Origin of the sequence: Thalassotalea sp. 1_MG-2023 (assembly GCF_030546745.1) — a bacterium.
Taxonomy (GTDB): Bacteria; Pseudomonadota; Gammaproteobacteria; order Enterobacterales; family Alteromonadaceae; genus Thalassotalea_C.
Map to the genome: position 1 here is coordinate 195,899 of NZ_JAUOPD010000003.1, position 26,391 is coordinate 222,289.

Annotated in this window: 18 protein-coding genes; 14 read left to right on the forward strand and 4 right to left on the reverse strand. The window is 38.3% G+C overall.

The window, feature by feature from the left end:
* Window positions 1-55 precede the first annotated feature (55 nt).
* Window positions 56-916: a formyltetrahydrofolate deformylase gene (gene purU / locus Q4489_RS03630; RefSeq protein ID WP_303477215.1), complete on the reverse strand. Its 861-nt coding sequence runs from the start codon at window positions 914-916 to the stop codon at window positions 56-58.
* A gap of 275 nt (window positions 917-1,191) precedes the next feature.
* Between purU and Q4489_RS03635 the strand changes: the two genes are divergently transcribed.
* Window positions 1,192-3,075 (forward strand): methyl-accepting chemotaxis protein, encoded by a 1,884-nt coding sequence (locus tag Q4489_RS03635; protein WP_303477218.1) that lies wholly within the window; start codon window positions 1,192-1,194, stop codon window positions 3,073-3,075.
* An 80-nt stretch (window positions 3,076-3,155) separates the two neighbouring features.
* On the opposite strand, the gene Q4489_RS03640 is transcribed toward Q4489_RS03635, so the two are convergent.
* Entirely contained in the window at window positions 3,156-6,071 is a 2,916-nt protein-coding gene (locus Q4489_RS03640; protein WP_303477220.1) for a transporter substrate-binding domain-containing protein, read from the reverse strand.
* Window positions 6,072-6,315: 244 nt separating this feature from the next.
* Here Q4489_RS03640 and Q4489_RS03645 point away from each other — a divergent pair, with 244 nt between their 5' ends.
* Window positions 6,316-6,753: an META domain-containing protein gene (locus tag Q4489_RS03645; RefSeq protein ID WP_303477223.1), complete on the forward strand. Its 438-nt coding sequence runs from the start codon at window positions 6,316-6,318 to the stop codon at window positions 6,751-6,753.
* Window positions 6,754-6,852: 99 nt separating this feature from the next.
* Here Q4489_RS03645 and pyrE read toward each other — a convergent pair whose 3' ends face one another.
* Together pyrE and rph are read right to left on the reverse strand one after the other, a co-directional pair.
* On the reverse strand, window positions 6,853-7,494 hold the full coding sequence (gene pyrE, locus Q4489_RS03650) for an orotate phosphoribosyltransferase (protein ID WP_303477226.1): 642 nt from the start codon (window positions 7,492-7,494) through the stop codon (window positions 6,853-6,855).
* A 12-nt stretch (window positions 7,495-7,506) separates the two neighbouring features.
* Window positions 7,507-8,220 (reverse strand): ribonuclease PH, encoded by a 714-nt coding sequence (gene rph / locus Q4489_RS03655; RefSeq protein ID WP_303477229.1) that lies wholly within the window; start codon window positions 8,218-8,220, stop codon window positions 7,507-7,509.
* A 217-nt stretch (window positions 8,221-8,437) separates the two neighbouring features.
* Here rph and Q4489_RS03660 point away from each other — a divergent pair, with 217 nt between their 5' ends.
* From Q4489_RS03660 to Q4489_RS03715, 12 genes are all read left to right on the forward strand, one after another.
* A complete protein-coding gene (locus Q4489_RS03660) occupies window positions 8,438-8,953 on the forward strand; it encodes a thioredoxin family protein (protein WP_303477232.1) in 516 nt (171 codons plus the stop codon).
* A complete protein-coding gene (locus Q4489_RS03665) occupies window positions 8,950-9,645 on the forward strand; it encodes a gluconate 2-dehydrogenase subunit 3 family protein (RefSeq protein WP_303477235.1) in 696 nt (231 codons plus the stop codon). Before Q4489_RS03660 ends, Q4489_RS03665 begins: the two co-directional genes overlap by 4 nt.
* Window positions 9,642-11,351 (forward strand): GMC family oxidoreductase, encoded by a 1,710-nt coding sequence (locus Q4489_RS03670; RefSeq protein ID WP_303477238.1) that lies wholly within the window; start codon window positions 9,642-9,644, stop codon window positions 11,349-11,351. The genes Q4489_RS03665 and Q4489_RS03670 overlap by 4 nt, the downstream gene beginning before the upstream one ends.
* A gap of 126 nt (window positions 11,352-11,477) precedes the next feature.
* Window positions 11,478-13,328: a glycoside hydrolase family 36 protein gene (locus tag Q4489_RS03675; protein ID WP_303477240.1), complete on the forward strand. Its 1,851-nt coding sequence runs from the start codon at window positions 11,478-11,480 to the stop codon at window positions 13,326-13,328.
* Window positions 13,329-13,550: 222 nt separating this feature from the next.
* The gene (locus tag Q4489_RS03680) at window positions 13,551-15,113 is read left to right on the forward strand and encodes a sodium/sugar symporter (protein ID WP_303477243.1); all 1,563 of its coding nucleotides are present in this window, start codon (window positions 13,551-13,553) and stop codon (window positions 15,111-15,113) included.
* Window positions 15,114-15,170: 57 nt separating this feature from the next.
* Window positions 15,171-16,055, forward strand: a complete 885-nt coding sequence (locus Q4489_RS03685) for a helix-turn-helix domain-containing protein (protein ID WP_303477245.1) — start codon at window positions 15,171-15,173, stop codon at window positions 16,053-16,055.
* A 161-nt stretch (window positions 16,056-16,216) separates the two neighbouring features.
* Window positions 16,217-18,187 (forward strand): glycoside hydrolase family 97 protein, encoded by a 1,971-nt coding sequence (locus Q4489_RS03690; RefSeq protein WP_303477249.1) that lies wholly within the window; start codon window positions 16,217-16,219, stop codon window positions 18,185-18,187.
* Window positions 18,188-18,189: 2 nt separating this feature from the next.
* Window positions 18,190-19,635, forward strand: coding sequence for a Na+/H+ antiporter NhaC family protein (locus Q4489_RS03695; RefSeq protein WP_303477251.1), 1,446 nt, complete (start codon window positions 18,190-18,192; stop codon window positions 19,633-19,635).
* The gene (locus tag Q4489_RS03700; protein ID WP_303477253.1) at window positions 19,632-20,822 is read left to right on the forward strand and encodes a PLP-dependent aspartate aminotransferase family protein; all 1,191 of its coding nucleotides are present in this window, start codon (window positions 19,632-19,634) and stop codon (window positions 20,820-20,822) included. Before Q4489_RS03695 ends, Q4489_RS03700 begins: the two co-directional genes overlap by 4 nt.
* A gap of 351 nt (window positions 20,823-21,173) precedes the next feature.
* A complete protein-coding gene (locus Q4489_RS03705; RefSeq protein WP_303477256.1) occupies window positions 21,174-23,894 on the forward strand; it encodes a TonB-dependent receptor in 2,721 nt (906 codons plus the stop codon).
* 66 nt (window positions 23,895-23,960) lie between these two features.
* Window positions 23,961-25,508: a sulfatase gene (locus Q4489_RS03710; protein WP_303477259.1), complete on the forward strand. Its 1,548-nt coding sequence runs from the start codon at window positions 23,961-23,963 to the stop codon at window positions 25,506-25,508.
* Between the two features lie 168 nt (window positions 25,509-25,676).
* Entirely contained in the window at window positions 25,677-26,372 is a 696-nt protein-coding gene (locus tag Q4489_RS03715; protein WP_303477260.1) for an SDR family oxidoreductase, read from the forward strand.
* The last annotated feature ends 19 nt before the right edge of the window (window positions 26,373-26,391 follow it).

A 26,391-nucleotide genomic window follows, 5' to 3' on the forward strand; every position in this document is an offset into this window, starting at 1 on the left:
AAAAGGTTTTAGCACCGTTATACCTAAAACCTTTAAAAGATCAATAAAACCGCGATTAAATTAGAATAACGGTTTTATCTTTGTTCAAACAAACGCGTTGTTCAGCATGCATTTTTACTGCATGACTAAGAGCGGTAGCTTCTAAATCATGACCCGCATGTACCATTTGTTCTATGGTGTATGTATGGTTAATGGGCTTTACTTCTTGCACGATTATAGGGCCTTCGTCTAGATCAGCGGTAACATAATGCGCTGTTGCACCAATCACTTTTACGCCACGGGTATGCGCCTGATGATATGGCCGTGCACCTTTAAAACTGGGTAAAAAGGAATGATGAATATTAATCGCTTTGCCACGAAGTTTCGTACACATATCATCTGACAATATTTGCATATAGCGGGCTAAAATGAGTAAATCGCCGTGATATTGTTCGAAAATAGCCATCATTGCTGCTTCTTGTTCATGCTTTTTACCTGGCGTCATTGGCAGGTAGTGGTAATCAATACCGTGCCAATCAACCAATGATTTGCACTCTATATGGTTAGAAACAACCGCTACAATATTTACGGGTAATGCGCCTGCTTTCCATTTCGTCAGCAAAGACACTAAGCAGTGGTCATCTTTTGACACAGCAATGACAACGTTGGGTACATTGTTTTTTTCACGCAAGCGGTACTGTAAATTTAGTGGTGCAGCTAACTTTTCAATACCTTGAGCGAATTCTTCACTGCCAACCGTCATATGACGATCATCAAAGGCAATGCGTGAGAAAAAAGTTTCAGTATAAGGATCACTGTATTGAGACGTTTCAGTGATAAACGCGCCATGTTCAAATAAATTTTGTGCGACTTGCGCAAGTACGCCTGTCGTATCAGGACATTGCCAGGTCAGTATGTAATGGTTAGCGCTGCTCATATTACCTCCGTGCTGCATGAATAATTAGTGTGCCAGTTTTTGTTTAGCTTGTATCAGAACTTTTTGTTGTTTGACTAGAAATACTCGGCATAAGAAGCTATGAACCTTTATTCATTAAGTTAGGCTAAGGATGGATTATTTAGTTTACAGATAAGGTTTTATATTTATTTTTCAGTTAGATAGCTTTCTATAGATGAAATTTTTTACATTGGACATTTTATCAAGCAATGGTAAGGTACTATGGTTGCTTAATAATAATAACAAGAGAATTAATTGTGTTTCCTTTAAAATTTGCCCATAAAATTATTGCTGTCACGGTATTTTTATTAATTTTAGCGTTAGCAGTATCAACCTCGATCAATTACTTTTCACTTAAACAAGATACAGAAGATAACTTAAATCGAGCCATCGATGAGATAGGTCATTCAGTTTCTGGCAATATCGCCAATTGGCTTAACGGTCGTCTACAAATTATTGAGGCGATAGCCGAAAACGCAACGTCAGATGACGACACCGACACTATGTTAACTGCAGTACAACAAGCAGTTAAGGCTGGAGATTTAAAAAATACTTATATAGGTGTCGAGGAAACAGGGCAATTTATTCTTGATGATTTAACTATCGAACTCCCTGCTGGTTTTGACGCTCGTCAACGTCCATGGTATTTATTAGCAAAATCACAAAGTACGCCTTCATTTACTGAAACATATTTAGATGCCACGATAAACCAACAAGTGATTTCTGCGGTAGCGCCAATTTTTGAAAATGGCGCTTTTATTGGTGCTGCAGGTGGGGATATTTTTCTCAGCGATATTGCTGAAATACTTAATATGATCGACTTCTTAGATTTAGGTTATGCGTATTTAACTACCGCAGACGGCAAGATATTAAGCCACCCTAACAGCCAAATGATTAACAAATCAGTTAAAGATTTACTTAAATTACCTTCACTTCCAGCCTTTGATACTAAACTTAATGAATTTGGCGATAATATTGTCTCGTTCATCCCTATCGAAGGTGTAGCGTCTGTTAAATGGTATGTAGGTGTGGTGTTGGATCGTGAAAAGGCCTATAAGCCATTAATTTCATCACGTAATTCAGCCATTATTGTCGGTATTGCTAGTTTGATTATTTCAGTGTTGTTATTGCATTTCTTATTTAATCATTTAATGAAACCTATCTATCGTTTAAATGATGCAATCAAAGATATTTCGGAAGGTGATGGTGATTTAACACAGCGACTTTCTGTTGATAGCCAAGATGAAATTGGTCAACTATCAGCAAACTTTAATAATTTCATTGCAACTGTACATGAAACTATGCAACGAGTGCATAGCTCTGCTGGCAGTCTTGAGCAACATATTGAACAAGTTAGAAGCAGTGCACATTTCGGTATTGATATGGCGCAACAGCAACTTAGCAGAGGGACGAATGTATCGAGTGCGATGACAGAGTTGAACAGTTCTTCTGGAGAAATTTCTATTAATGCGGGTAATGCATCTGATCTAGCCTCAGCAATGCGCCAACAATCTCAACAAGGAATGGAAGCGCTCAATGAAAATATTCGTTCTATTGAGGCATTATCCAATACGATGGAAAGTTCTAGCGGTGATGTTGAAAAACTTCGTGCAGAAGCAAAAAATATTGCCAGTATTTTAGATGTGATTATGGGTGTAAGTTCACAAACAAATTTATTAGCACTGAATGCAGCAATAGAAGCAGCGCGTGCAGGAGAAGCAGGCCGAGGTTTTGCTGTCGTTGCCGATGAAGTACGTCAGTTAGCCCAGCGAACACAAGAGGCGGCGACTGAAATTGAAAATATGATAGAAACCTTACAGCAAGGCACTGTATCTGTAGTGAGTTCGATGGAGCAAAGCCAACAAAATAGTAGTTCCAGTGTCGAAAAAGCGAACATTGCAGATGAACGTATGCAAGCAATCGTTAATTCATTACAAAATGTTGATAATGAGAATCATGCTGTTGCCGAGGCAACCAAACAACAAAGTGATGTTATTAAGTCGATTGATGAGGACATTTTGCAGTTAATGGAATTAAATAAGCAAGGTGAAGAATATCTTCAACAGACTCATCAAGCATGTGATAGTTTGCAAGCTGAGTTTAGCAGTTTAAATGCACTTGTTGGTAAGTTTAAAGTTTAATAGATTGGCTGTTAACCCAAAACCAACCCTTTTAGTCTCTATTGTTTAAAGTGAGTGAACTTTGGATTTTTTGATTGCAGTTAATAGCCCTTTTGCTTTTCTATCTTCATCGCCTGTAGGGCACGATACGCATGGTTCATTTTATTGGTGATTTCTTCTTGTGGGCAAGGTTTTGCCATATAATCATTAAAGCCTGCATTTAAACACTTCTCTGCCGCACCACTTAGTGCATCAGCAGTCACAGCGATCAACCAAATAGGATGATTGTTTTGTTGATTAATCGCTTTAACTAATTCAAAGCCATCCATATTTGGCATATGACAATCAGAAATAATAATGTCGTAGGGTGATTTTTTATGCTTTTCGAGCGCTTGAACTCCATCGTAGGCGATGTCAGCTTCTATACCTAAACGAGAAAGTTGTGCGCAAAGTACCTTAACATTCACTAAATTATCTTCTGCAACGAGTACTTTGAAATCACTAAACCTATTATCTGTAGGTTCATTGACTACACGGCTATTCTTACGTCTGTCTTTGGTTTCACGTTTAAATTTTGCTTGTTTTAAATATAAGGTAAAATAAAACTCACTTCCTTCTCCAAGTGTAGACTGTACTGCTATTTCACCGTTCATAGAGTCGATAATTTCTTTGCAGATACTTAGCCCTAAACCAGTACCACCAAACTTTCGAGTGATATCAGTGTCTGCCTGAGTAAAAGGAGAAAATAACAAGCGCTGGTTTTGCTCAGAAATACCAATGCCTGTATCTTTAACTGAGATGCGTATCTGGTCATAAATGTCTGTTTCTTGAATGTCTTGACCGATTTGTTCAACGGTGACGGTGATGCAGCCTTTGTCAGTGAATTTTATCGCGTTACTGATCAAATTGTTTAGCACTTGATTTAATCGAGTTGGGTCAGTGAAGTAACTGTGAGTAATGTTTTCATCAATGTTAAGCTTCAAACGTAAATTTCTTTCAGTTTTAATATGATGGAAGCTTTTTAATAAGTTTTTTGTCAATAAATGTAGATTAACAGGTACTGATTCTAAGGTTAACTTACCAGCGTCCATTTTAGAAAAGTCAAGTACGTCGTTTAATAGTGCTAATAAATGCCGTGCTGAGCCTTCTAAGGTATCAAGTAACTCGCTTTGTTCTTTATTTAACGCAGTAAAAGATAGCGCTTCTGCCATACCCAGTACGCCATTCATTGGTGTACGTATTTCATGACTCATTCTCGCGAGAAAGTTAATTTTTGCTTGAGCAGAACGTTCTGCTTCAGCTCTTGCTGCTTCTGCAATGGCTAGTGCATGTTCAATTTTCTTTTGTGCAATTTTACGCACTTGTAGTTGTCGGAAATAGACCCAAAATATAATCAACGCGATTAATAAAATGGCAAAAAAAACATAACTTGCCTGACGGTAAGCATCAGCCACTTTACCTTGCACATCAGCCACGGGAAAAGCGGTTTGGCTCCACTTATTGTAAAGCGCATCTAATTCATCGGCAGATATTTCATTTAATGATTTGTTGATTAAAGAGATCAGCATATGGTTTTGCGGCGTAGTCGCAAATGCAATTTGGGCATCTGGGCGAAAATCTGACAACGGGATAGAGGTTAAATTAGCATGCCCATGTTGCTTTATGGTTGCAGCCGCCAATAGTGAGCGGCCGATGAATAAACTTGTTTCACCTTTGGCAACTGATGCAATAGCATCATCGATGGTTCTATAAGTGATAAATTTTGCTTTAGGAAAGTGTGCTTTAATGTCTTGCGATATGGCGAACATTTCAACCAAGGCAATGGTATGGTTATTTGCATCAGTCAGTTGAGTAAACTCTGAAATATCTGGGTTATAAATACCGCTATAGTGTGCATCAAGAAATGGCTGGCTGAAAATGTAGCGCTTTGATAATTCTTCATCAATCTCAAAAAAAGGAAATAATTGCGTTGTATTACTATTAACGCTTTTAAATACACCCAAATAATTTTCATACCTGACGGGCGTAAATACAATACCTAACTTCTTGGAAATCATATTAAGTAAATCTATTGAATAACCACGATCGGTAATATTGGCGTGATTACGCGTAATAATAAAAGGAGAAATCCCAGTTTTAGGCACCGGTATGTGTATGGTGTTATGGTTAATAATAAAGTGTTTTTCAGTTTCGCTCAGCGGTGTGACATAACTGCCCAACAATAATGAAAAGTTACTCTGTTCGGTTAATAGGTATTTTTCACTCCAGATGTCAGCTTGGGCAAGGCTTATTTGACGAATACTATCGTTGATAATATACATGAGTTCGCGGTCTGCTTTGCGGGTTGCGAAATGCAACGTCATCTCAGGTACTTCATTTTGATTCACATAAAACATTTCATTAATGTTGCGTTCTGCTAAGGCCTTCTCTAACAACCAAGGATGAATAGAGTAAAGTACATCAAATTTCTGATATTGCTTCACTAATGCATCAACGTTATCAAAATAGGTAATGTTAATATGCTCAGGTAAATAGTTAAGGGCAGCATGGCTAGGATCATGAATGGCAACTTGCGTGTTTTTCTTTAACTTTTTATATTGATTGCGAAACACGCGTTGTTTAAATTTCGCGTAGGGAATGCTGTATAAAAATTCTGATAACTTGGGTTCAAGGATATTAATCGCAATAATATCTATTGTGTTGTTGTTGAGTTGTTCAATTGCTTCTTTGCCAGAAAGCATGGAAAACTGAACCTGTTTTTGGTGATCTAAAGCCCATATTTGCCAGAACTCTTTGAGAAAAGATATCAACGCTTGCATGCGTTCTTGTGATGCTGAGTCAATACTTTTTTGGTCAGGTAATGCGATACGAATAGTATTTCGTTGTGATAATGGTTGTGCTTCTTGTACGTATGTAGCACCTACTTTTATTGGTAACATCATCGTTGTCAGTAATAATAATATTACGTTAAGGCGTAGCGTTGTGCACCAATGACATTTGTCCTTAAATTTGAACACATATATCCTTAAATTTTCACGAAATGATAAATACAATAGAGGCAGTACGTTAACCATATGGGATCAGCTAAATTCTAGCAAATATTATTTGTGGTAAAATGTTAAAGCAACGTTATAGCGGCACGTGTAATAACGACTGCGGTTAGACATTAGTCGTAATTTCACGGGTTTCCAGCGATTTTGTCATAAATGTTTTCACCAAACGGCTACAATACGCAATATATTCTATTTTTTGAGAGATGTTATGTTTATTAGTCGCGCATTAGCAATATTCTTCTTGGTATTTACCCTTTCAGCTTGTCAGCAAGAGCAACGTGACGAAAACCTTAGTTTACCGGTTGAAACGTTGAAAAATGTTCGATGGCAGCTTGAATCAGCACAAGGTTTTTCACTGCCAAATAAAACAGAACTTATACCGTTTATAGAGTTTATCGAAACAGGAAAGGTATCAGGTTTTACAGGTTGTAACCGTTTTCAAGGCGGCGTGAACATAGATGATTCAACGATACAATTTGCACCACTTGCTATGAGCAAGCGGTATTGCATGGAAACGGCTGAGATTGAGTCGTTATTTGTACAAGCGCTTGAACAAGTAGCCCAAGGTCATATTACCGAGAACACACTCACGTTTTATGATCAAAACGATAAGGCAGTATTAACGTTTGTTGGTCAGTCACGATAAAGTACGTAAAATTAACCTATTAATATCATTGGAATTAACTCATATTAAAAAGCCAGCAATCAATGCTGGCTTTGTGAAAACAGTGATTTAAGCTGGCAGCTAAATTCCGTATTGACTACGGTACGCTTTAATCGCGTTTAAGCTTTCTTCTTGCCCTGTTTGTTCTTCCAAGTATTGAATCAAATCACCTAAGGTTACAATTGAGATAACTTGAGTTGAAAAATCACGCTCAACTTCCTGAATGGCTGACAGGTCCCCGTTCCCCTTTTCTTGGCGATCTAAGGCAATTAATACACCTGATAATTCAGCGCCATGTGTTTTGATAATTTCCATCGATTCACGAATTGCAGTACCGGCGGTAATAACATCATCAACAAGCATAATTTTACCTTGAAGCGGTGAGCCCACTAAACTGCCACCTTCACCATGTGTTTTTGCTTCTTTTCGGTTAAAGCAATAGGGTACGTCTTGCCCGTGATGATCAGCCAACGCTACAGCAGTTGTTGTGGCAATGGGAATGCCTTTATATGCAGGACCAAATAATAAATCATATTCAATATTTGCATCTGCAAGTGCCGAGGCATAGAAACGGCCTAAACGGGCTAAATCTCCGCCAGTGTTAAACAGGCCTGCATTAAAAAAATAAGGGCTTGTTCGACCAGACTTTAAGGTAAATTCGCCAAAACGTAATACCTGTTTTTCTAAGGCAAACGCAATAAATTCACGTTGGTAATCTTTCATCAACGTTTCTCCTTAACTTAATGCCGCTTTTTGAGCATCAAATAGCTCACTTGTTGCGTGCTTAGCTAACGTCATCATTTGTTGCATTTCATCGAAAGAAAACGGTTCTTCTTCGGCTGTGCCCTGTACTTCGATTAACTTGCCGGTATCAGACATAACAACATTCATGTCTGTATCTGCAGCTGAATCTTCTGGGTAATCTAAATCTGCAACTGGCTCACCTTGATAAATACCCACTGATATAGCAGCAATCATGTGTTTTAAAGGGTTAGTGCTAATAATGTCTTTAGCGCGCATATAATTAAGCGCATCAACTAATGCAACGCAAGCACCTGTGATCGATGCTGTACGAGTACCGCCATCTGCTTGAATAACGTCACAATCAATAGTGATGGTGTTTTCGCCAAGTGCTTGCAAATCAACTGCTGCACGTAACGAACGAGCAATTAATCGAGAAATTTCTAATGTTCTACCGCTTTGCTTACCGCTAGCTGCTTCACGGCGCATACGTGTATGAGTTGAGCGCGGCAACATGCCATATTCAGCAGTTACCCAGCCTTTGCCTTGACCTTTAAGGAAACGAGGAACGCCTTCATCGACAGAAGCGGTACAAATTACTTTGGTATCGCCAAATTCAATAAGAATCGAGCCTTCAGCATGAGCGGTAAATTGGCGTGTAATCGTGACCGGTCGAATTTGGCCGGGAGTTCTTCCACTAGGACGCATAGATTATTTCCTGTTTGATCAAATGACGCGGCAATTATAAGTGTTAGTGACACATTTTGACACCGCAATTGGTGAGTAATTATAACAAATTTAGCAATAGGGTTACGTAATTGCGAAAGCAGGCTGAACACGCTAGCATCAAATAATGAAAGAAAGCTAAGCAAGCTTGGGTCTTAATGATTATTGATGATAGAAGATTTGAAAGAATATGCTAAAGATGTTGCAAGTAATACTGATCACCCTTGGCAGTAGTTTAGCCATCCATCCAGTGCTTGCGCAGGAAAAAATTAATCTACCTGCTTATAGCCAAGCGTATGATGAATCAAGAAACCCTTTTGATGATGCCCGCGCCGCTATTGTGTTAGCAAGTAAAACCCAACGTAACATCTTAATTGAGATTGGTGGAAACTGGTGTGTGTGGTGCCAGAAAATGGAGGTGTTCTTAACAAAAAATCCAGACGTTAATAACGCATTACACCAAGCATTTGTTCTATTAAAAATTAATGTTAGTGAACATAATGATAACCATGATTTTCTAAAGTCCCTTCCGCCAGTGGTTGGTTATCCGCATATTTTTGTGTCGACTAATACAGGGAAAGTAATGCTGTCAAAAGAAACCGGGGAGTTTATTGATGAAAATGGCGAACATTCGCGTAACGCTTGGCTCATGTTTATTGAAAAGTGGCAGATGAGCCAAAATTCAGAAAACTTAACAAGGATATCTGCAGAGTGAGTGAATCTTTTGAACAGCGCTATCAACAAACGCCATCTTGGCTGTCAAAGAAGCTTAATCGGCGTAAATTACTAAAATCAGCCGCTGGTGCAAGTGCCTTAGTATCTACTCTTAGTTTGTCAGCGGTGAGTGAAGACTTACTTCATAAGTATCAGCAAGATAAAAAACAGGGTGATTGGCAAACGTTAGATGCGGTACAAAAACACCTTTTACCGAGTTCGACTTCTGGGCCCAGCGCTAAAGAGATTAATGCATGTTTGTATTTATATTTATTAGTGTATGAACAGCCAACCGATAAAGAAGAAGTTGCTTTCATTTTTCAAGGGGTTCAATGGCTAAATGGCTATACGAACAAACGATATAATCAACTATTCATTGCGTTAACGGATGATGAAAAACAGCAGGTTCTGACAGGAATTAGTCGCTCAACAGCAGGGAAAAGCTGGTTGAATATGATGATTTTAAATATCTATGAAGCCATGCTTTCACCGCCTGTCTATGGTGGAAATCCGAAAGGTATTGGCTGGCAATGGTTAGCACATCAGATGGGCTTTCCCTTACCTGAAAAAGGAAAGCGATATTATGAGCTGCCTGCAAGAAGCACTGTTGCAAAAGCGGCTGAAATTCCGATTAAAAATGTTACCGAGAACATTGTTAAACGCCCACCTTATCAAAGGTCTGATAAAGCATGAAATATGATATTTGTATTGTTGGTAGTGGCGCTGGCGCATCACCTGTAGCTTATACGTTAGCAAAAGCTGGCGCTAAAGTGATTGTATTAGAAAAAGGCCCTTGGTTGACTGAGCAAGAATTTTATAAGGATGAACTAGCCGCCAATGTACGTGATAGCTACAACCCTGCGCTTACCGATGAACAACATGTGATTGAAGAAAGTCATGTTGAAGATGGTGAAACTCATTGGCATAAAGAAGCGACCAGTGAATCAGGTTGGACATTTTGGAATGGTAATGTGGTGGGCGGTTCTTCTAATTTTATGAGTGGGTACTTTCATCGCTTAAAGCCGGTTGATTTTGCTTTACACTCATCATTTGGTGACATAGCAGGTGCTAATATTGTTGATTGGCCGATTAGCTATCAAGAACTTGAGCCTTTTTACCGCCAAGTTGATCGTGAAATTGGTGTGTCAGGCAAGGTGGTTGAGCACCCACACTTAGAACCTCATGTAGAGGATTATCCATATCCACCATTAATCGATCATCCTGTCGCAAAATGGATTGATAAAGCCGCAGATTTACTGGGATACCATGCATTCCCCATTCCCCGTGCGATATTATCGCAACCAGCAATGGGAAGGCAAAGCTGTGAATATTCTGGTTACTGTAGCCGCTATGGTTGTTCTACTGGCGCTAAAGGGAGTGGTAGAGCTGCTTTACTTAATCATGCGGTCGCTACGGGTAATTTAACAATTGTGCCTAACGCAAAAGCGTTCTATTTAGCAAGTGATGACAAAAGCCAAGTGAGTGCTGTTCATTACTATGATGCCAAAGGCCATAAAAAACAAATCATTGCAAACACTTACGTGGTTGCTTGTCAGGCTATTGAAACCAGCCGACTGTTGCTAAGCTCAAAAAGTAAGTATTTTCCACATGGATTGGCAAACAATCATGGACAAGTAGGTAAAAATTTAATCTTCAGCGGGGGCGGCGGAGGTCGCGGCGACTTTTACTTTGATGACTTAACGCCGGAGCAAGCGAGAGAATTAAAAACCGAAGGCCCTTTCATTAACCGAGCATTACAAGATTGGTACCAGATAAATGACGCAAGCTTTGGTGGTATAAATCAAAACGGGAAAGCCAAAGGCGGCACACTCGACTTTCTGTTTTATCATAACCCGATTGCTCGTGCTTATGACACAGAATACGATGATGAAGGCGATCTGATATGGGGAGAACAGCTCAAAGAAAAGCTATACAATAAATTTACTTCACATAAAACCCTTCGCTTTGAAGCCTTTACGGATTGGCTACCAAATAATGACTGTTTTGTTGCTTTAGATGAAAATGTGACTGACCAATGGGGAGATCCTGTAGCGAAAGTACGTATAGGCGCCCACCCTCAAGATATTAAGGTAGCAGAATATTTGGTGCAAAAAGGCGCTAAATTACTTGAAAAACTTGGTGCTAAAAATATAACAACATCGATAAGTAGCGCGCCACCAACGAATTTAATGGCTGGGGGGTGCCGATTTGGTGATGACCCTAATACTTCTGTACTTGATAAGAACTGCCGCTCACATGAAGTGGCAAACCTTTATGTGACAGACGGATCGTTTATGCCTACAGGCGGCAGTGTACCCTATACTTATACGATATACGCGAATGCCTTTAGAGTTGCTGAACATATTAAGCAACAATGGTTGAAAGGAAAAGTGTCTTAATAACAGTCATAGGAATTGTCAAAAAATGTGATTTTTCGGGATTGTTTTCATGTTAAATGAGACGGACGTTGAGGGTTTTAGTGATAGCATTTGGTTTACCGTTTAAAAAGTTTAGGAAGTTTTCTTTTGAAAGCCATTCAAGCACTATTATTTATTACATTGTTTATTATCGTAAACAGTGTGCATGCTGAAAATGTTCAGCAAGAGTTCTCTATTAATGGGCATAAGTTCCAGATTCAATCTCTTAAAAGTGATTTTTCATTTTCGACCAGCGATGTTCGAATGGAAAATGGCATCTATTATGCGACTATCCATCAATCTTTAAAAAATAAGCATGGAAAAGCAATACCAACAAAATTTTCTGTGAAGTGGCAAACGCCGTCTCACGATATTGCTGGTGTTTGGAACCCTATCTTTAATAATGATCATATCATTCCAGCAGACTGGAGTAGCAAAGCGCTAGATTCAATGCTAACGCGAAATGCCCCTGTTTATACATTATTTGGTCACGATGATGTGAATCGTTACACAGTAGCTGTTAGTGATGCCGTAAATTTAGTGCACCTCTCAGCGAAAGTGCGAGAAGAAGACTCAATGATTTATCATGAGCTTGAATTTTTATCTGAAAAACATAAAGCGGTTAATACCTATTCTGTAAAAATTCGAATCGATATGCGCAACATTCCGTTTTACCAATCATTGAGCGATGTCGCTAGTTGGTGGGCAAACATGCCTGAGTTTAAGCCGACACATGTGCCAAATGATGCTACTGATCCTATGTACTCTACTTGGTATAGTTACCATCAAGTTATTGACCATGATGAACTGCTTGCAGAGGCAAAAATAGCAGCTTCATTAGGTTATAAAGCCATCATTGTTGATGATGGTTGGCAAACAAATGATAGTAACAGAGGGTATGCATACACAGGTGATTGGGAGCCAGAGCGCTTAAAAAACATTGAAAAATTTGTCGATGAAATTCATCAACTTGGCATGAAAGCATTACTTTGGTATTCCATTCCTTTTGTTGGTGAAAAAGCGAAAGTTGCAGATACATTTAAAGGGAAGTACCTAAGTCATAGCGAATCATTAGAAACATATGTATTAGATCCTCGTTATCCTGAAGTAAGAAAGTACCTAATTGATCACTACGTTAACGCGATTAAACATTGGAAATGGGATGGCTTAAAGTTAGATTTTATTGATCAATTTAAAACGAACAAAGATACCGTACTTGAAAAGCGAGATGGTCGCGACTTTGCCTCAGTATATGAAGCCGTAGACAAGCTAATGTCAGATTTGATCATAGAGCTGACAGCGATTAATCCTGATGTCATGGTAGAATTTAGACAAAGATACATCGGGCCTGCTATGCGTAAGTATGGCAATATGTTTCGTGCCACCGACATACCAAATGGTGCGGTAACGAACCGAAGAAGAATCGTTGATTTAAGATTACTCAGTGGAGATACTGCGGTGCACTCTGATATGCTCATGTGGCATTATGAAGAGCCGGTAGAAATTGCCGCGTTACAATTATTGAATATTTTCCACTCTGTACCACAGTTATCAGTAAGGCTGGCCGAATTACCAAAAAGCCACCTAAATATGGTTACGCATTACACGCAATACTGGTCTGAAAATAAAGATGTTTTACTAAATGGCTCGTTTAAGCCGAAAGGTATTTTTGCCAATTATCCGCTTATTTCAAGTGAGAAAGGGCAAAAGCAAATCATTGCACTTTATGATGATGTAGTCGCTAATATCAGCGAAAGCAATATCAATCAAACTGATATCCTTAATGCTAAGAAAAGCACTTCTGTCATTGTTAAGTTTGAGAATGATTGGCAGAAAGTACAACTAATTGTTAAAGACTGTGAAGGTAACGTTGTGAGTAAAACCAATAAACGCTTGCAATCGTCTTTACTTGACGTTGAGGTACCGGCATCAGGAATGTTGTCTATTGAAAAAATGTAAACACATTTCAGGACAAGACACACATTGTAATCAAAAAAAGCCGCATAATAATGCGGCTTTTTTTATTGCCCAATATAGCAGGCAAACATGAAATCTTTATCGGTGTCCTGATAAAAAACTAAGTATTCCTAATAAGTAGTATTTGATAAGAGTTTTGTTGAAGCAAACTTACGCAAGTTATAACGTCTGAGGGTTTGTTAATTTGCGTAAAGGTTGTTCGTTGTGAAACTCGAAATGTTAGATGTAAGTGTGTTTATTGCGTATGTCATTGGTTTACTAATAATAGCGTTATGGATATCAAAAGAAGAAAAACAAGAAGGTAAAAATACCGAAGATTATTTTCTGGCAGGTAAGGCACTTCCTTGGTGGGCAATCGGCGCATCGCTTATTGCTTCAAATATTTCTGCAGAGCAAATAATTGGTATGTCAGGGTCTGGCTATGCTATTGGTTTAGCTATCGCATCTTATGAATGGATGGCGGCAATTACTCTCATCATTGTTGGTAAGTATCTACTGCCCATTTTTTTGAAAAACAAAATTTTCACCATGCCTCAGTATTTAGAGCAACGCTTTGATGCAAACGTAAAAACGACGTTAGCATTATTTTGGTTAGCTGTTTATATCTTTGTTAATTTGACCGCGGTGTTATGGTTAGGCGGGTTAGCTATCGAAACAGTTGCTGGCGTTGATTGGATGTTTGGCATGATATTCTTAGCTGTTTTTTCAATTGCCTATTCACTTTATGGTGGACTAAAAGCCGTTGCGTATACCGATATTTTACAAGTTGTGTTGTTGGTCTTTGGTGGGTTGTTATTAAGTTATCTCGCGTTAAATGCTGTGGCTGACGGTCAAGGTATTATTGCTGGCTTTTCGATTCTCACTGAACAAATGCCAAGTCATTTCGATATGATCCTTAGTGAAAACAATGAACATTATATGAGTTTGCCTGGTATTTCTGTGTTGGTAGGTGGTTTATGGATAATGAATTTCAGCTACTGGGGATTTAATCAATATATCATTCAGCGAGCATTAGCGGCAAAAGATATTAATGAAGCTCAGAAAGGTATTGCTTTTGCTGCTTTCTTAAAACTATTAATGCCAATTATTGTCGTATTGCCTGGTATTGCAGCGGTAGTTTTATATCCACAGCTTACTTCACCTGATTTAGCTTACCCATCAATGATGGCGTTAATGCCTGTTGGGTTGAAAGGCTTAGTTTTTGCTGCTTTAGTGGCGGCTATTGTTTCCTCTCTTGCTTCAATGACAAATAGCATTTCAACTATTTTTACAATGGATATCTACGCAAAATTGGCGCCGAAAAAATCTCAACGACACTATGTACAAATAGGCAGAATGTCAGCGTTAATTTCACTTGCCATTGCGCTTGTGGTTGCGCAACCACTTTTAGGAGAGTTTGATCAAGCGTTTCAATATATTCAAGAATTTACCGGATTCTTTACCCCAGGTATTGTTGTCATTTTTATGATGGGGATGTTTTGGCGTAAAGCCAATTCTAAAGGAGCGCTGGCGGCTGCAACAGGTTCAGCTGCTTTTTCATTGCTATTTAAAGTGTTCTGGCCTGAGCTTCCTTTTATGGATCGTGTTGGTTTGGTTTTTGTTTTATGTTTGATTAGTTGTGTTGTTGTTTCTCTACTTACCACTGAAAAGCAGAAGAATACCTGCGTGAACATTCAAGAAGTGTCGTTCGATACTAAGACAACGTTTAATATTTCAGCGGTGATGATAATCGTTATTTTAATTATATTGTATGCAACTTGGTGGTAATATTCGTGCTATGTGGCATAAATATGATGATCAAAAGCATTAGTTGAAGGGGATATTATGTTGAATTGGATTAATAGGATTATTCCTAGAGAGTCTGGACCTCTGGAAGTTCAAGGTGAAGATGCAAAATTTGGCTTTCAAAAACATACGCCTCAAATAATGGAGCATAGTCATTGGCATGGTCATATTGAAATTAATTATCTTTTTGGTTGCTCGGCAAGCTATTTGATCAATGGTAATCATATAGAAGTTCCAGAAGGTAAAATGATTTTATTTTGGGCATCAATACCTCACCAGATGACTGATTATCAAGGAGACGGGTATATGGTGAATTTATATTTACCTTTACAAGCATTTCTTTCTTGGAAACTTCCCCATAGATTTATTGAGCTTTTACTTTATGGGGAGGTGTTAGTGTCTGAAAGTTTATATGAGAGTGATCGTTTAGTGACTGATATTTGGGAAAACGATTTAAATAAAGATGATCCGCAATTGACTGTGCAAGTGATTAGTGAAATAAGAAGTCGTATTAACCGTATGGCTATTGAAAATTTTACAACATTCGATCTTGTTGAAAGTCATTGTAAAAGTAAAAAATCAAGCATTGTCAGTGGTATTAGCCATGTTCAAACCATGCTGTCTTATATTGCAGAAAACTACGATGAAAAAATAACGATAGAACATGTTACTGGTGCAACCGGTTTACATAAAAATTATGCGATGAAATTATTTAACCGTGTGATGAAAATTAGTATTAAACAATATGTTAATCAATTACGTTTACAGCATGCACAGGCCTTACTTGTTGATACGGAGGAGCCTGTGGTTAACGTTGCTAACATTGCTGGATTTGGTTCTGTAAGCCGCTTTTATGATATTTTTCAAAAAGAATTACATATGTCACCACTTGAGTTTAGGTCATCTATCATTAAGACAAATTAACAGTATAAAGGTTACTTTTTGGGAGGGATTGCTGAATAAACAGAAAGCCATTTCTATTTCAGCGTGTTTTAATTTGAATCAATAGTGTGTACACAGGCACATATCTCCCATTAGTTAGCAAGGATGCCGACTAACTTTAAAAAGTAAAGAAGGTAATGCAAATGCATAACAAGGTTTTATCAGTTATTTTTCTTTTGGCATTTTCGAGTTTAACGGTTGCTAAAGAATACTCTGTAACATCTCCAGATAAAAAAATTCTCGTCAATATTGATACCAGTGGTAAGCACCTACGTTACTCTATTTCTATTGAAAAAAACCTTGTTATAAACAATGCACAAGCTGATATTTCGCTAAGTCATGCAGAAAGCTTGTCTTCAGCGTCGGTCGTTAGCGTTGACAAAAAATATGTTGATTCAACCATCACTCCGTACATTAAGCAAAAAACAGCCACTATCACTGAACATTATCATCAATTGGCGTTACATTTTGATAATGGTACTACGATAGAGTATCGCGTCTTTGATGAAGGCGTCGCCTATCGATTTAGCACAAATAAATCCGGTAAATTTAGCGTAGAAAATGAAGTTGTTAAAGTGAATTTTGTTGACGACCATTTAGTTCAATATCCATTAGAGAAGAGCTTTTATTCACATAATGAAAGAACATATCAGCCATTTAAGTTGAAAGAAATCAACAATAAGCAGATGGCTAGCTTGCCTTTATTGGTCGATACACAACAATATAAACTTGTTTTCACTGAGAGTGGGCTTAGGAATTATCCCGGGCTTTGGGTTAGAGGAACTAGCCAAACAGCATTAGAAGGAATACACCCTAAACGTGTGCTTTCGTCTGCATTGAAGCCTGGCTCTGATCGCAATGAAGTGATCAATAAACGTGCGAACGATATTGCAACAATGAATACTGATTCACCAACTACGTTTCCATGGCGAATTTTTGCGATAAGTAAAAATGATGCGGATCTATTAACGAATCAATTGACTTACCTTTTAGCTGATGAGCTGGAAATTGATGATCCTAGCTGGATAAAACCGGGAAAAGTAGCGTGGGATTGGTGGAATGCAAACAATGTATATGGTGTAGATTTTAAAGCTGGTATTACTACCGATACTTACAAGTATTACATCGATTTTGCATCAAAGTACGGCATCGAATACATAATTTTAGATGAAGGTTGGTATGAACTCGGTGATGCGTTAAAAATCGTAGATTCGATTGATCTGCAAGAAATTATTAAATATGGCCACGAAAAAGGCGTTGATGTTATTTTATGGGTGATCTGGGAAACAATCGAAGAAGATTTAGACCATATCCTCGCTACCTATCAACAATGGGGTGCTAAAGGCATCAAAGTAGACTTTATGCAACGCGATGATCAACATATGGTGAATTATTACTGGCGTGTCGCGGAAGTTGCTGCAAAACATCAATTATTGGTTAATTTTCACGGTTCATATAAACCAGCAGGCCTTCGAAGAGCCTACCCTAATGTTATTACTCGCGAAGGTGTTAGAGGATTAGAACATAATAAGTGGGCTGAATACATCACTGCTGAGCATAACTTAACCTTGCCATTTATTAGAATGGTGGCAGGGCCTATGGATTACACGCCGGGTGCAATGGTAAATACTCAACCAGAAAACTTCCATGTATCATTTAATAGGCCGATGAGTAAAACGACTCGTGTGCATCAAATGGCATTATACGTTGTGTTTGAAAGTCCTTTGCAAATGTTGGCAGATAGCCCTTCAAACTATCTTAAAGAACATGAATCAACCGCATTTATTAGCCAAGTACCAACCGTTTGGGATGAAACAGTTATATTATCAGCAAAAATTGCAGACCATATTGTGATGGCAAGGCGTTCTGGTGAGGAATGGTTTGTGGCTGCGTTGGGTAATAGTAAAGCAGCAAATCATACGATTGACTTAGACTTCTTAAGTGAAGGAGAGTATCAAATGGAATTTTTCCAAGATGGTGTAAATGCTGATAAGTATGCAAGCGATTATAAGAAAAAGTATCAATCAGTTAATCAACATAGCTCTCTTTCTGTTCACTTAGCCCCAAGTGGTGGTTGGGTAGCACGTATTTCGAAAAAAGAGAGTAAACACTAATAATGAAAGCAGTTAATAGTAAGGGTCAGTTATCCGCTTCATTTTTTGCAGTGGCGGTTTTGCTATTAACTGTTGTTTACGGTTTGATTTATCGACCTATCGTTCTTGAGCAACCAGCACTTGCTTTAGAAATTGTCTTTTTAATTGCTTCGGCAATTGTTGTCAGCCAAGCCTTGTTGATGGGGCATAGTTGGCCTCAACTTATTAATGCTATTCTGATTAAATTAAACCGAGCATTTCCCATTATTTTACTTTTGTTTGCTATTGGTATTCTCATTGGTAGTTGGATGATATCTGGCACTATCCCGATGTTGATTTATCTTGGCTTAGACATGGTTTCTGTGCAGCATATCTATTTAACAGCGTTTGTTGTTCCGATTATTTTTTCGCTTTGCACAGGTTCATCTTGGAGCACAATAGCAACGTTAGGTTTAGTATTAATAACGGTTGGACAAGTGGTTAATGCTGATTTGGCGATGTTAACTGGTGCCATCGTTGGTGGTGCATATTTCGGAGATAAATTATCGCCTTTATCTGACACCACAAACATAGCAGCGATTGCCGTTGAAATTGAAGTGCAACAGCATATAAAAGCCATGTTAACGACCACGGTGCCAGCAGCATTTTTATCTGCATGTTTATATTTTGTCTTAGGCTATGTATATCCAACAACGATCACGTCAGATCAAATGGAAACTTTAGTATCAACGAAATTCTATTTAACGTCATTATTTGATTTTAATGTTTGGTTGTTATTACCTCCGGTGCTTATTTTATGGGGTTCTATTAAACGTTGGCACTCATTACCAACACTGATACTTTCCTCCATTGTTGCCAGTATTTTAGCGTTGTTGTTTCAACAGGTCTCTGTTACTGATCTATTCAATACCTTACATAAAGGCTTTAACGTAGATATGCTCTCGTCTGCCTCTAGTGACAAAATGACATTAGTGTATGGATTACTAAATCGTGGTGGAATATACGCACTTATTGAACCGATAGTGATCACTATCTTAGTGTTTATTTATGTTGGCACTATCGATCAAATGAGAGTGATACCCACCATTGTAAGTTCGTTGCTTCATAAAGTGAATAATCAAAAGACCCTTATCACAAGCACCTTATTCGCGTCTGGATTGACCAATGCGTTAACCTCTAGCCAGTATGCAAATAGCTTTATTGTTGGAGAAGCATTCTCACTTAAATATAAAGAGATGGGAGTACCAGCACCGATTTTATCTCGTTCAATAGAAGACACGGGTACGATGATTGAAAGTCTAGTACCTTGGAGTACGACCGCGGTATTTATTTATGCCTCATTGGGAGTTTCTGTTGGAGAATACTGGAGCTGGCAGTTTTTATCGTTAATCAATATGGCAATAGCGATTATTTTTGCGCAGCTTGGTGTGCAATATCTTTGGAAAAGAACTAAGAGAAATGATTCATGACACCTAAACGACATTTTGAAACAGAGTTAGTTTTTGATGGAGATGACAATTGTGATAAATATGGTGCGGTTGTCCCTCCTATTTATCAAAATTCGTTGTTTACTTTTCAAACTTGGGAAGAAATTGAGCATGCTTTTACAGATAAAGCAAACAGTGTCATATACTCAAGAGGAAACAACCCAACCGTTACGTTTGTTGAAAAAAAGCTTGCTCAATTAGCGAGAGGCGAAAAAGCAAAGTTGTTTGGATCAGGCATGGCCGCGGTATCAGCAGGGATTTTACATTTTATGTCTCAAGGTGATCATATGATCACCATTAAGAATACATATGGTCCTACGTTAAGTTTCATTAATAGCTTTATGAAACCTAAAATGGGCACAGAAGTGAGTTATGTATCAGGGGATAATGTTGAAGAGTTTCGTCAAGCAATACAGCCTAATACAAAGCTAATTTACTTAGAGAGTCCTTCGTCTGTTGTGTTCTCATTGCAAGACATTGAAGCGATTGTCGATTTGGCTAAAGCACATAATATTGCAACAATAGTTGATAACTCTTGGGCAACACCTATCTACCAAAAACCGCTAACTTTCGGGGTAGATCTCGAGGTGCATTCATGTTCAAAATACTTAGGAGGGCATAGTGATATTGTGGCAGGCGTACTCATAGGCAGTACCGAAATTCTTGAACAAATACACCTAAAAGAATATGAGCTATTAGGCGGTAAGCTAGCGTCTGTAGAGGCCAATTTATTATTACGTAGTTTAAGAACGTTGAGTTTAAGAATGCAACGTCATAGTGATAGTGCAGGAAAAATTGCGCGTTATTTACAGCAACATCCGAAAATTAAAACGGTTTTTTACCCTGGTCTCGATGATTTTAAACAAGCAACATTAGCTCGTAAACAAATGACGGGTTTCTCAGGTTTATTGAGCTTTCAATTAGCAACAGAAAATATTGCTGAAATTAAGCGATTTTTTAATGCATTAGCTTTATTCCAACGAGGTGTTAGTTGGGGCGGACATGAAAGTTTAATTTATGCGCCAGCAATTAGTTGTTATAAAGAGCAACCTATTGAGCAACTTAAGTTAATGGGTATTTCGCTTGGAGATATGAGAATATCTGTGGGATTAGAAGACCCTCAAGACCTCATTGACGATTTATCGAATGCTTTATCATCTGTGCAGTAAGGCTTACTGCACATAAAACATGTGTTATTTATTGCGTAACACTCCATAATTAACCTCTACTATAGATGTTCGCACGCCTGCGAGAGTTCTTCATTTGTTAGCGTTGTGTCTAATTTTTTAACGTGTTGATACTCCCGTGCCAATAAAATTCTTTATTTTTTCATCAAGAACATACGAATGTGATTATTTAAGAATCATTAGTGTTTTTCTGATAAGCAAAAAAACAGCAAAGTTGCTATCAATAGTATACCTAGCGACGAACATGAAAGTCTTAATGTTTTATTCCTGATATTTTTTAGGAAATATACATCACAGATGTCGCTTTGATAATAACAAGATAATTAAGGGTAAATGATGAAAAATAAAGCGACATATTTAAGTGCTGTACTAGCGAGCAGTTTTGCTCTTTCCCCATTGTCTATCGCAATCGGTCAAGAGCTTTCAGAAGCTGAAAAATCAGAAGTGGAAGTAATTGAAGTAACGGGTATCAAACGAAGCATGTTTTCAGCAAATGATGCTAAGCGAAGTTCTGATAGTATTACTGATGGTATATCTGCGGAAGACTTAGGGGTTTTTCCTGATGGTAATGTTGCTGAATCACTTCAGCGTATTACCGGTGTTTCGATTGACCGTTCTGGCGGTGAAGGCCGATTTATTACTGTTAGGGGGCTTGGGCCAGAGTTCAATACAGTGCTTGCTAATGGTCGTATGTTAGCAACAGAAAATGCAGGTCGAGAGTTTAGCTTAGATGTACTATCAGCCGATTTAATCAATGGTGCTCAGGTATACAAAAGTTCAAATGCTGCATTAACGGAAGGGGCGATTGGTGGAACGGTAGACATCACAACGTGGCGTCCTTTCCAGATTGAAGGCACGAAAATGATCGGCTCAATCTCTGGTACCTATGACACAAATGCGGAAGAAAATGATGTAAAAGCGTCCACGCTTTATAGTACAACCTCTGATGATGATACTATGGGTTTCTTGTTTTCTTTAGCTTATAGCCAACGCACGGCTAGGTTAGATAGCGTTTTTTCTGATGGCTATAGGTTTATGGACTTTGATGCGAGTCAAACTGCAAATGGTCAAGCTGTTACTGGCGCAACAACACTTGCAGCGCAACGCTTTCAACTATTTAATCAAGATCGTGAGCGTTTAGGTGGTACTGCGGTATTTCAATGGAAACCAGCAGACGACCATGAAATTATCATTGATGGTTTGTTTTCATTATTTGATGTTGATGATACAAGTTACCAAGCTGCATTCCCTTTAGATGCTGGTGGTTCACTTGGCTTTAGCGATGTTGTTGTTGATAGCAATAATTTTGTGACTTCAGCGACAAAAGATGGTCGAGTTGATGTGATCAAAGGGGCCAACCCACGCGATACGCAAACGTTCCAATTCGGTTACAATCATAAATGGACCATAAACGAAAACCTCAGCATGGTAGCGGATATCGCTTACTCTGAAGCGGAAAGTAACGGCTATGGTAAAGACAGATTTTTTATCGCTAGAGCAGATACTGATGTAACCTTTAATATGGTTGGAGATTTCCCGCAAATTACGACTGGGCAAGATCTTACTGACCCAAGTATTTGGGAGTCGCATGTTGTTGCTAAACAAGGTAATGACACGAACGATAGCGTGCTAGAAACGAAAGTCGACTTTGATTATGTGATTGAAGATATGGGTATGCTTTATGCCGCTAAATTTGGCCTTTATTACTCGGATCGTGAAAAAGACATCAAGGCATCATTACGCGGACCTTGTGCAACTTGCTATAATGGCGGAAAAATAAATTATACAGACACTTCATTTTTCAGCACATTCAAACCAAGTAATTATATGAGTGAAGCGAGCGGTAACTTCACGAATGCCTGGATAGACTTTAATTTTGATGACTTCCCTGCTTACTTAACCAGTGAAGCCGCATTAGGCCAATTATCGGCAGCAGATAGAGCAAGTATTGAAGCACGTATTGCAGAAGGTGGTTTTGAACCACAAGCTAACCCTGGTGGTAGCGGTAGTGTGACGGAAGAAAGCTTAGCGGCGTATTTTCAACTATCATTAATGGGTGAACGCTGGGATGCACTAATAGGTGCTCGTTATATTGAAACGGATCAGGTTTCAACGGGGCAATTCCAAGAAATTATCGAATTAGTTGATATCGTTGACCCTGATGGTTTTGTAGAAAATAGAATTGTGACCTTAAGTGATCCTACATCAACCTCTTTTAACAACGATTATTCAGAACTACTACCAAGTGCGAGTATTCGAATAGAACTTGATGAAGAAGGCGACCTACTTCTACGTGGTGCATTTTCTGAATCAATAACTCGACCAACGATTAATAGTTTATCAACAAGTATCAGTTATTCTACCAATGTTGGTGCAGAGCGAGTGAGTGCGTCAAACCCGAACTTAACGCCTTTCAAATCTACTAACTATGACATGTCAATAGAATGGTATTTCAATGACGTTGGTTCGTTAACATTTGCTGCTTTTAATAAGCAATTAGATTCATTTCTTACCGTTTCAACTGAGCCTGTTACTATTTTAGGTGTTGAGTTCGGTGATACGAGGCCACGTAACGGTGGTGAAGGTGAGATCACTGGTTATGAAATTGCTTACCAGCAAGTGTTTGATACCCTGCCGGCACCATTTGATGGTTTAGGTATCCAAGCCAACTATACAAATATTGATAGTAGTGCAGACTATAGTGATTTAGGCAATAGTGAAGAGCTAACGCTTGAAGGGCTTTCAGAACATAACGCAAACTTAATTTTATTTTATGAAAAAGAACAAGTAAAAGTAAGATTTGCGTACAATTATCGTTCAGATTTTATCAATGAAGCGGTAAGTTGGATTGGCGGTCCTAAATCGACAGATGATTTTGGTCAATTAGATTTTAGAGCAAGCTACGATATTAATGATAACTTCCAGGTATTTGTTGAAGGCATTAATATTACAAATGAAACGTTAAGCCAATTCTATGACTTAGATAAAAAGTTATTATCTGGATATGAAGACTTTGGCTCACGTTATGCATTAGGTGTAAGAGCGCAGTTCTAAATACTATAACGCAAGAAGTTCAACATAGCCCCTTTATTGGGGCTATGTTGTTGTTAAGGTAATTACATGAAAAATTTAAATTTACTGTTAATCGCTATTTTTATCATCTTCACTTGTCGTGTTGATGCCGCAACAACAGACACGAAGTCATCAACGACGAAAAAGCCACCTAATATATTATGGATATATGTTGAAGATATTTCTCCACATTTGGGAACCTACGGTGAAAAGCTGGTTAAAACTCCTACGTTAGATCAATTAGCACAGAAAGGGAGTAAGTTCACGAATGCTATTGCCCCTGCGCCAGTTTGTTCAGCGATGCGTTCAGCCATGATGACTGGTCAAATGCATACCAATTTAGGGATTCAAAATCATCATAGCTCTAGAACACCAGAGTCAATGATTCAACTCCCCGAACACGTAAAGACTTTGCCTGAAATTATGAAAAAGAAGGGATACTTTACGTTTAATAGCGGCAAAGATGATTATAACTTTGAGTACGATAGGTTTGATTTATACAGTGGCGATTACAAAGTGCACCCTTTGTATGGTAAATCTGGAGTGCCTATTGATTGGAATGCGAGAAAAAATAAAGATCAGCCTTTTTTTGGACAAATCCAACTTAAGGGTGGAAAGCATATCTTCAATCGGAACATGAAAGATAAGGTGCTTTATCCAATCGACCGTGAAAAAGTTGAATTACCCCCATATTATCCTTCTGATCCCGTTGTTGTTAATGAATGGGCTCGTTATTTAGAGTCATTGCAGATAACGGATAGGGAAGTTGCGAGTATTTTAAAACGATTAAAAGACGATGGTGAGCTTGAAAACACTGTGGTGTTTTTCTTTGCTGATCATGGCATGCGTTTTTTAAGGCATAAGCAGTTTTTATACGAAGGTGGACTTAAAGTGCCTTTTATTGCCTACTGGCAAGGTCACGAAAATATTGTACAGAAAACAGTTCGTGACGAACAAATTAGCTTACTTGATATTAGTGCAACTACATTAGCGCTTGCTGGTATTGAAAAACCTGATTATTTCGAAGGAAACAACTTATTTGCCCAAGATTATCAAGCGCCAAAATATGTGATTTCTGCCAGAGATAGATGTGACTTTACGATTGATAGAATACGTTCGGTTCGCTCTGAAAAATACAAATATATTAAAAATTTCTATCCCGAAAGGTCTGGAATGCAGCCAAGTTATCGAGATTATTGGCAACTTACTAAGGTAACAAAAGAATTATATAAACAAGGAAAGTTGAACGAAGTTCAAGCGCAACATTTTCAGCCTCAAAGGCCAGTTGAAGAATTGTATAACCTTGAAAAAGACCCTCATGAAATTGTTAATTTGGCAACAGATCCCGCTTATCACTCAGTACTCTTAGAACATCGGAAGGTATTGGAAGACTGGATCAAAACCAGTGGTGATCAAGGACAATTTCCTGAAGACGAAGCCGCATTGAAGTTGATGCTAGGTATTTGGGGGGATTTAGCGATAAACCCTGAATATGATGAGTTACGAAAAAAATATCCTAATCTTTCAGGCTCACAATTTCCGCTTAAAAATGCGAAATTTAAACGTGTTAATGATAAAAATCATAGCGATAACTAAGTATAAACAGCTTAATTATCATCTAAAAAAAGGGTAAAGCTTGCTTTACCCTTTACACCACTTAATACTTGTTTCTCTTCTATTAATAAGGTTTAAAGCGTTGTGCGTCTAGGTAAATAACCACATGTTGTTATTTTCGACATCAAAATTGTTTTTCTGAGAGGATACATGCAAAAACACATGTTAATAACTGGAGCCTCCTCTGGTATAGGTAGGGCTCTTGCTATTCTGGCTGAGGAGCATCACGTTAATTTGAGTTTATGTGGCCGAAATAAAAACAAATTAACTCAAACCCTAAAGGAACTTAAACAGTCTTCCAATACGGTGGCAGATTCTTTTTGTATTACTGAAAACTCTAGTTTTAAACGCTTCTTAAGTAAAGCGAATGCAAAACATGGTGACGTTGATGTGTTGGTGAACTGTGCAGGACTTAATAATGTTCGTAAACAAGCCCAAGATCTCAATATAGAAGAAATAACATCGTTAATGGAAGTGAACTTCTATGCACCCATACAATGTATCAATTCGGTTCTTCCTCAAATGTTACCCCGTAAAAGCGGTACGGTAATAAACATATTATCAACGGTTTGCTTGTATTCTAACCCTGGAATTGCGGCGTATACAGCTAGTAAAGCTGCGCTTGATAGTTACACAAAAGTAATGCGTAAAGAACTTAAAGACCATGAAATAAAAATGTTATCGGTTTATCCTGGTGGAGTAGACACGCAGTTTCGTGATGAAAGTCGCTCAGATTATTTATCTGCTACTGAAGTTGCGAAGGCCATCTTCCATCAAATAAACACCGATGATAAAACACACATTCATGAATTGGTTATTCGTCCAAGCTGTGAAGAAAACTTTTAATCCTATTATTGTAAATACC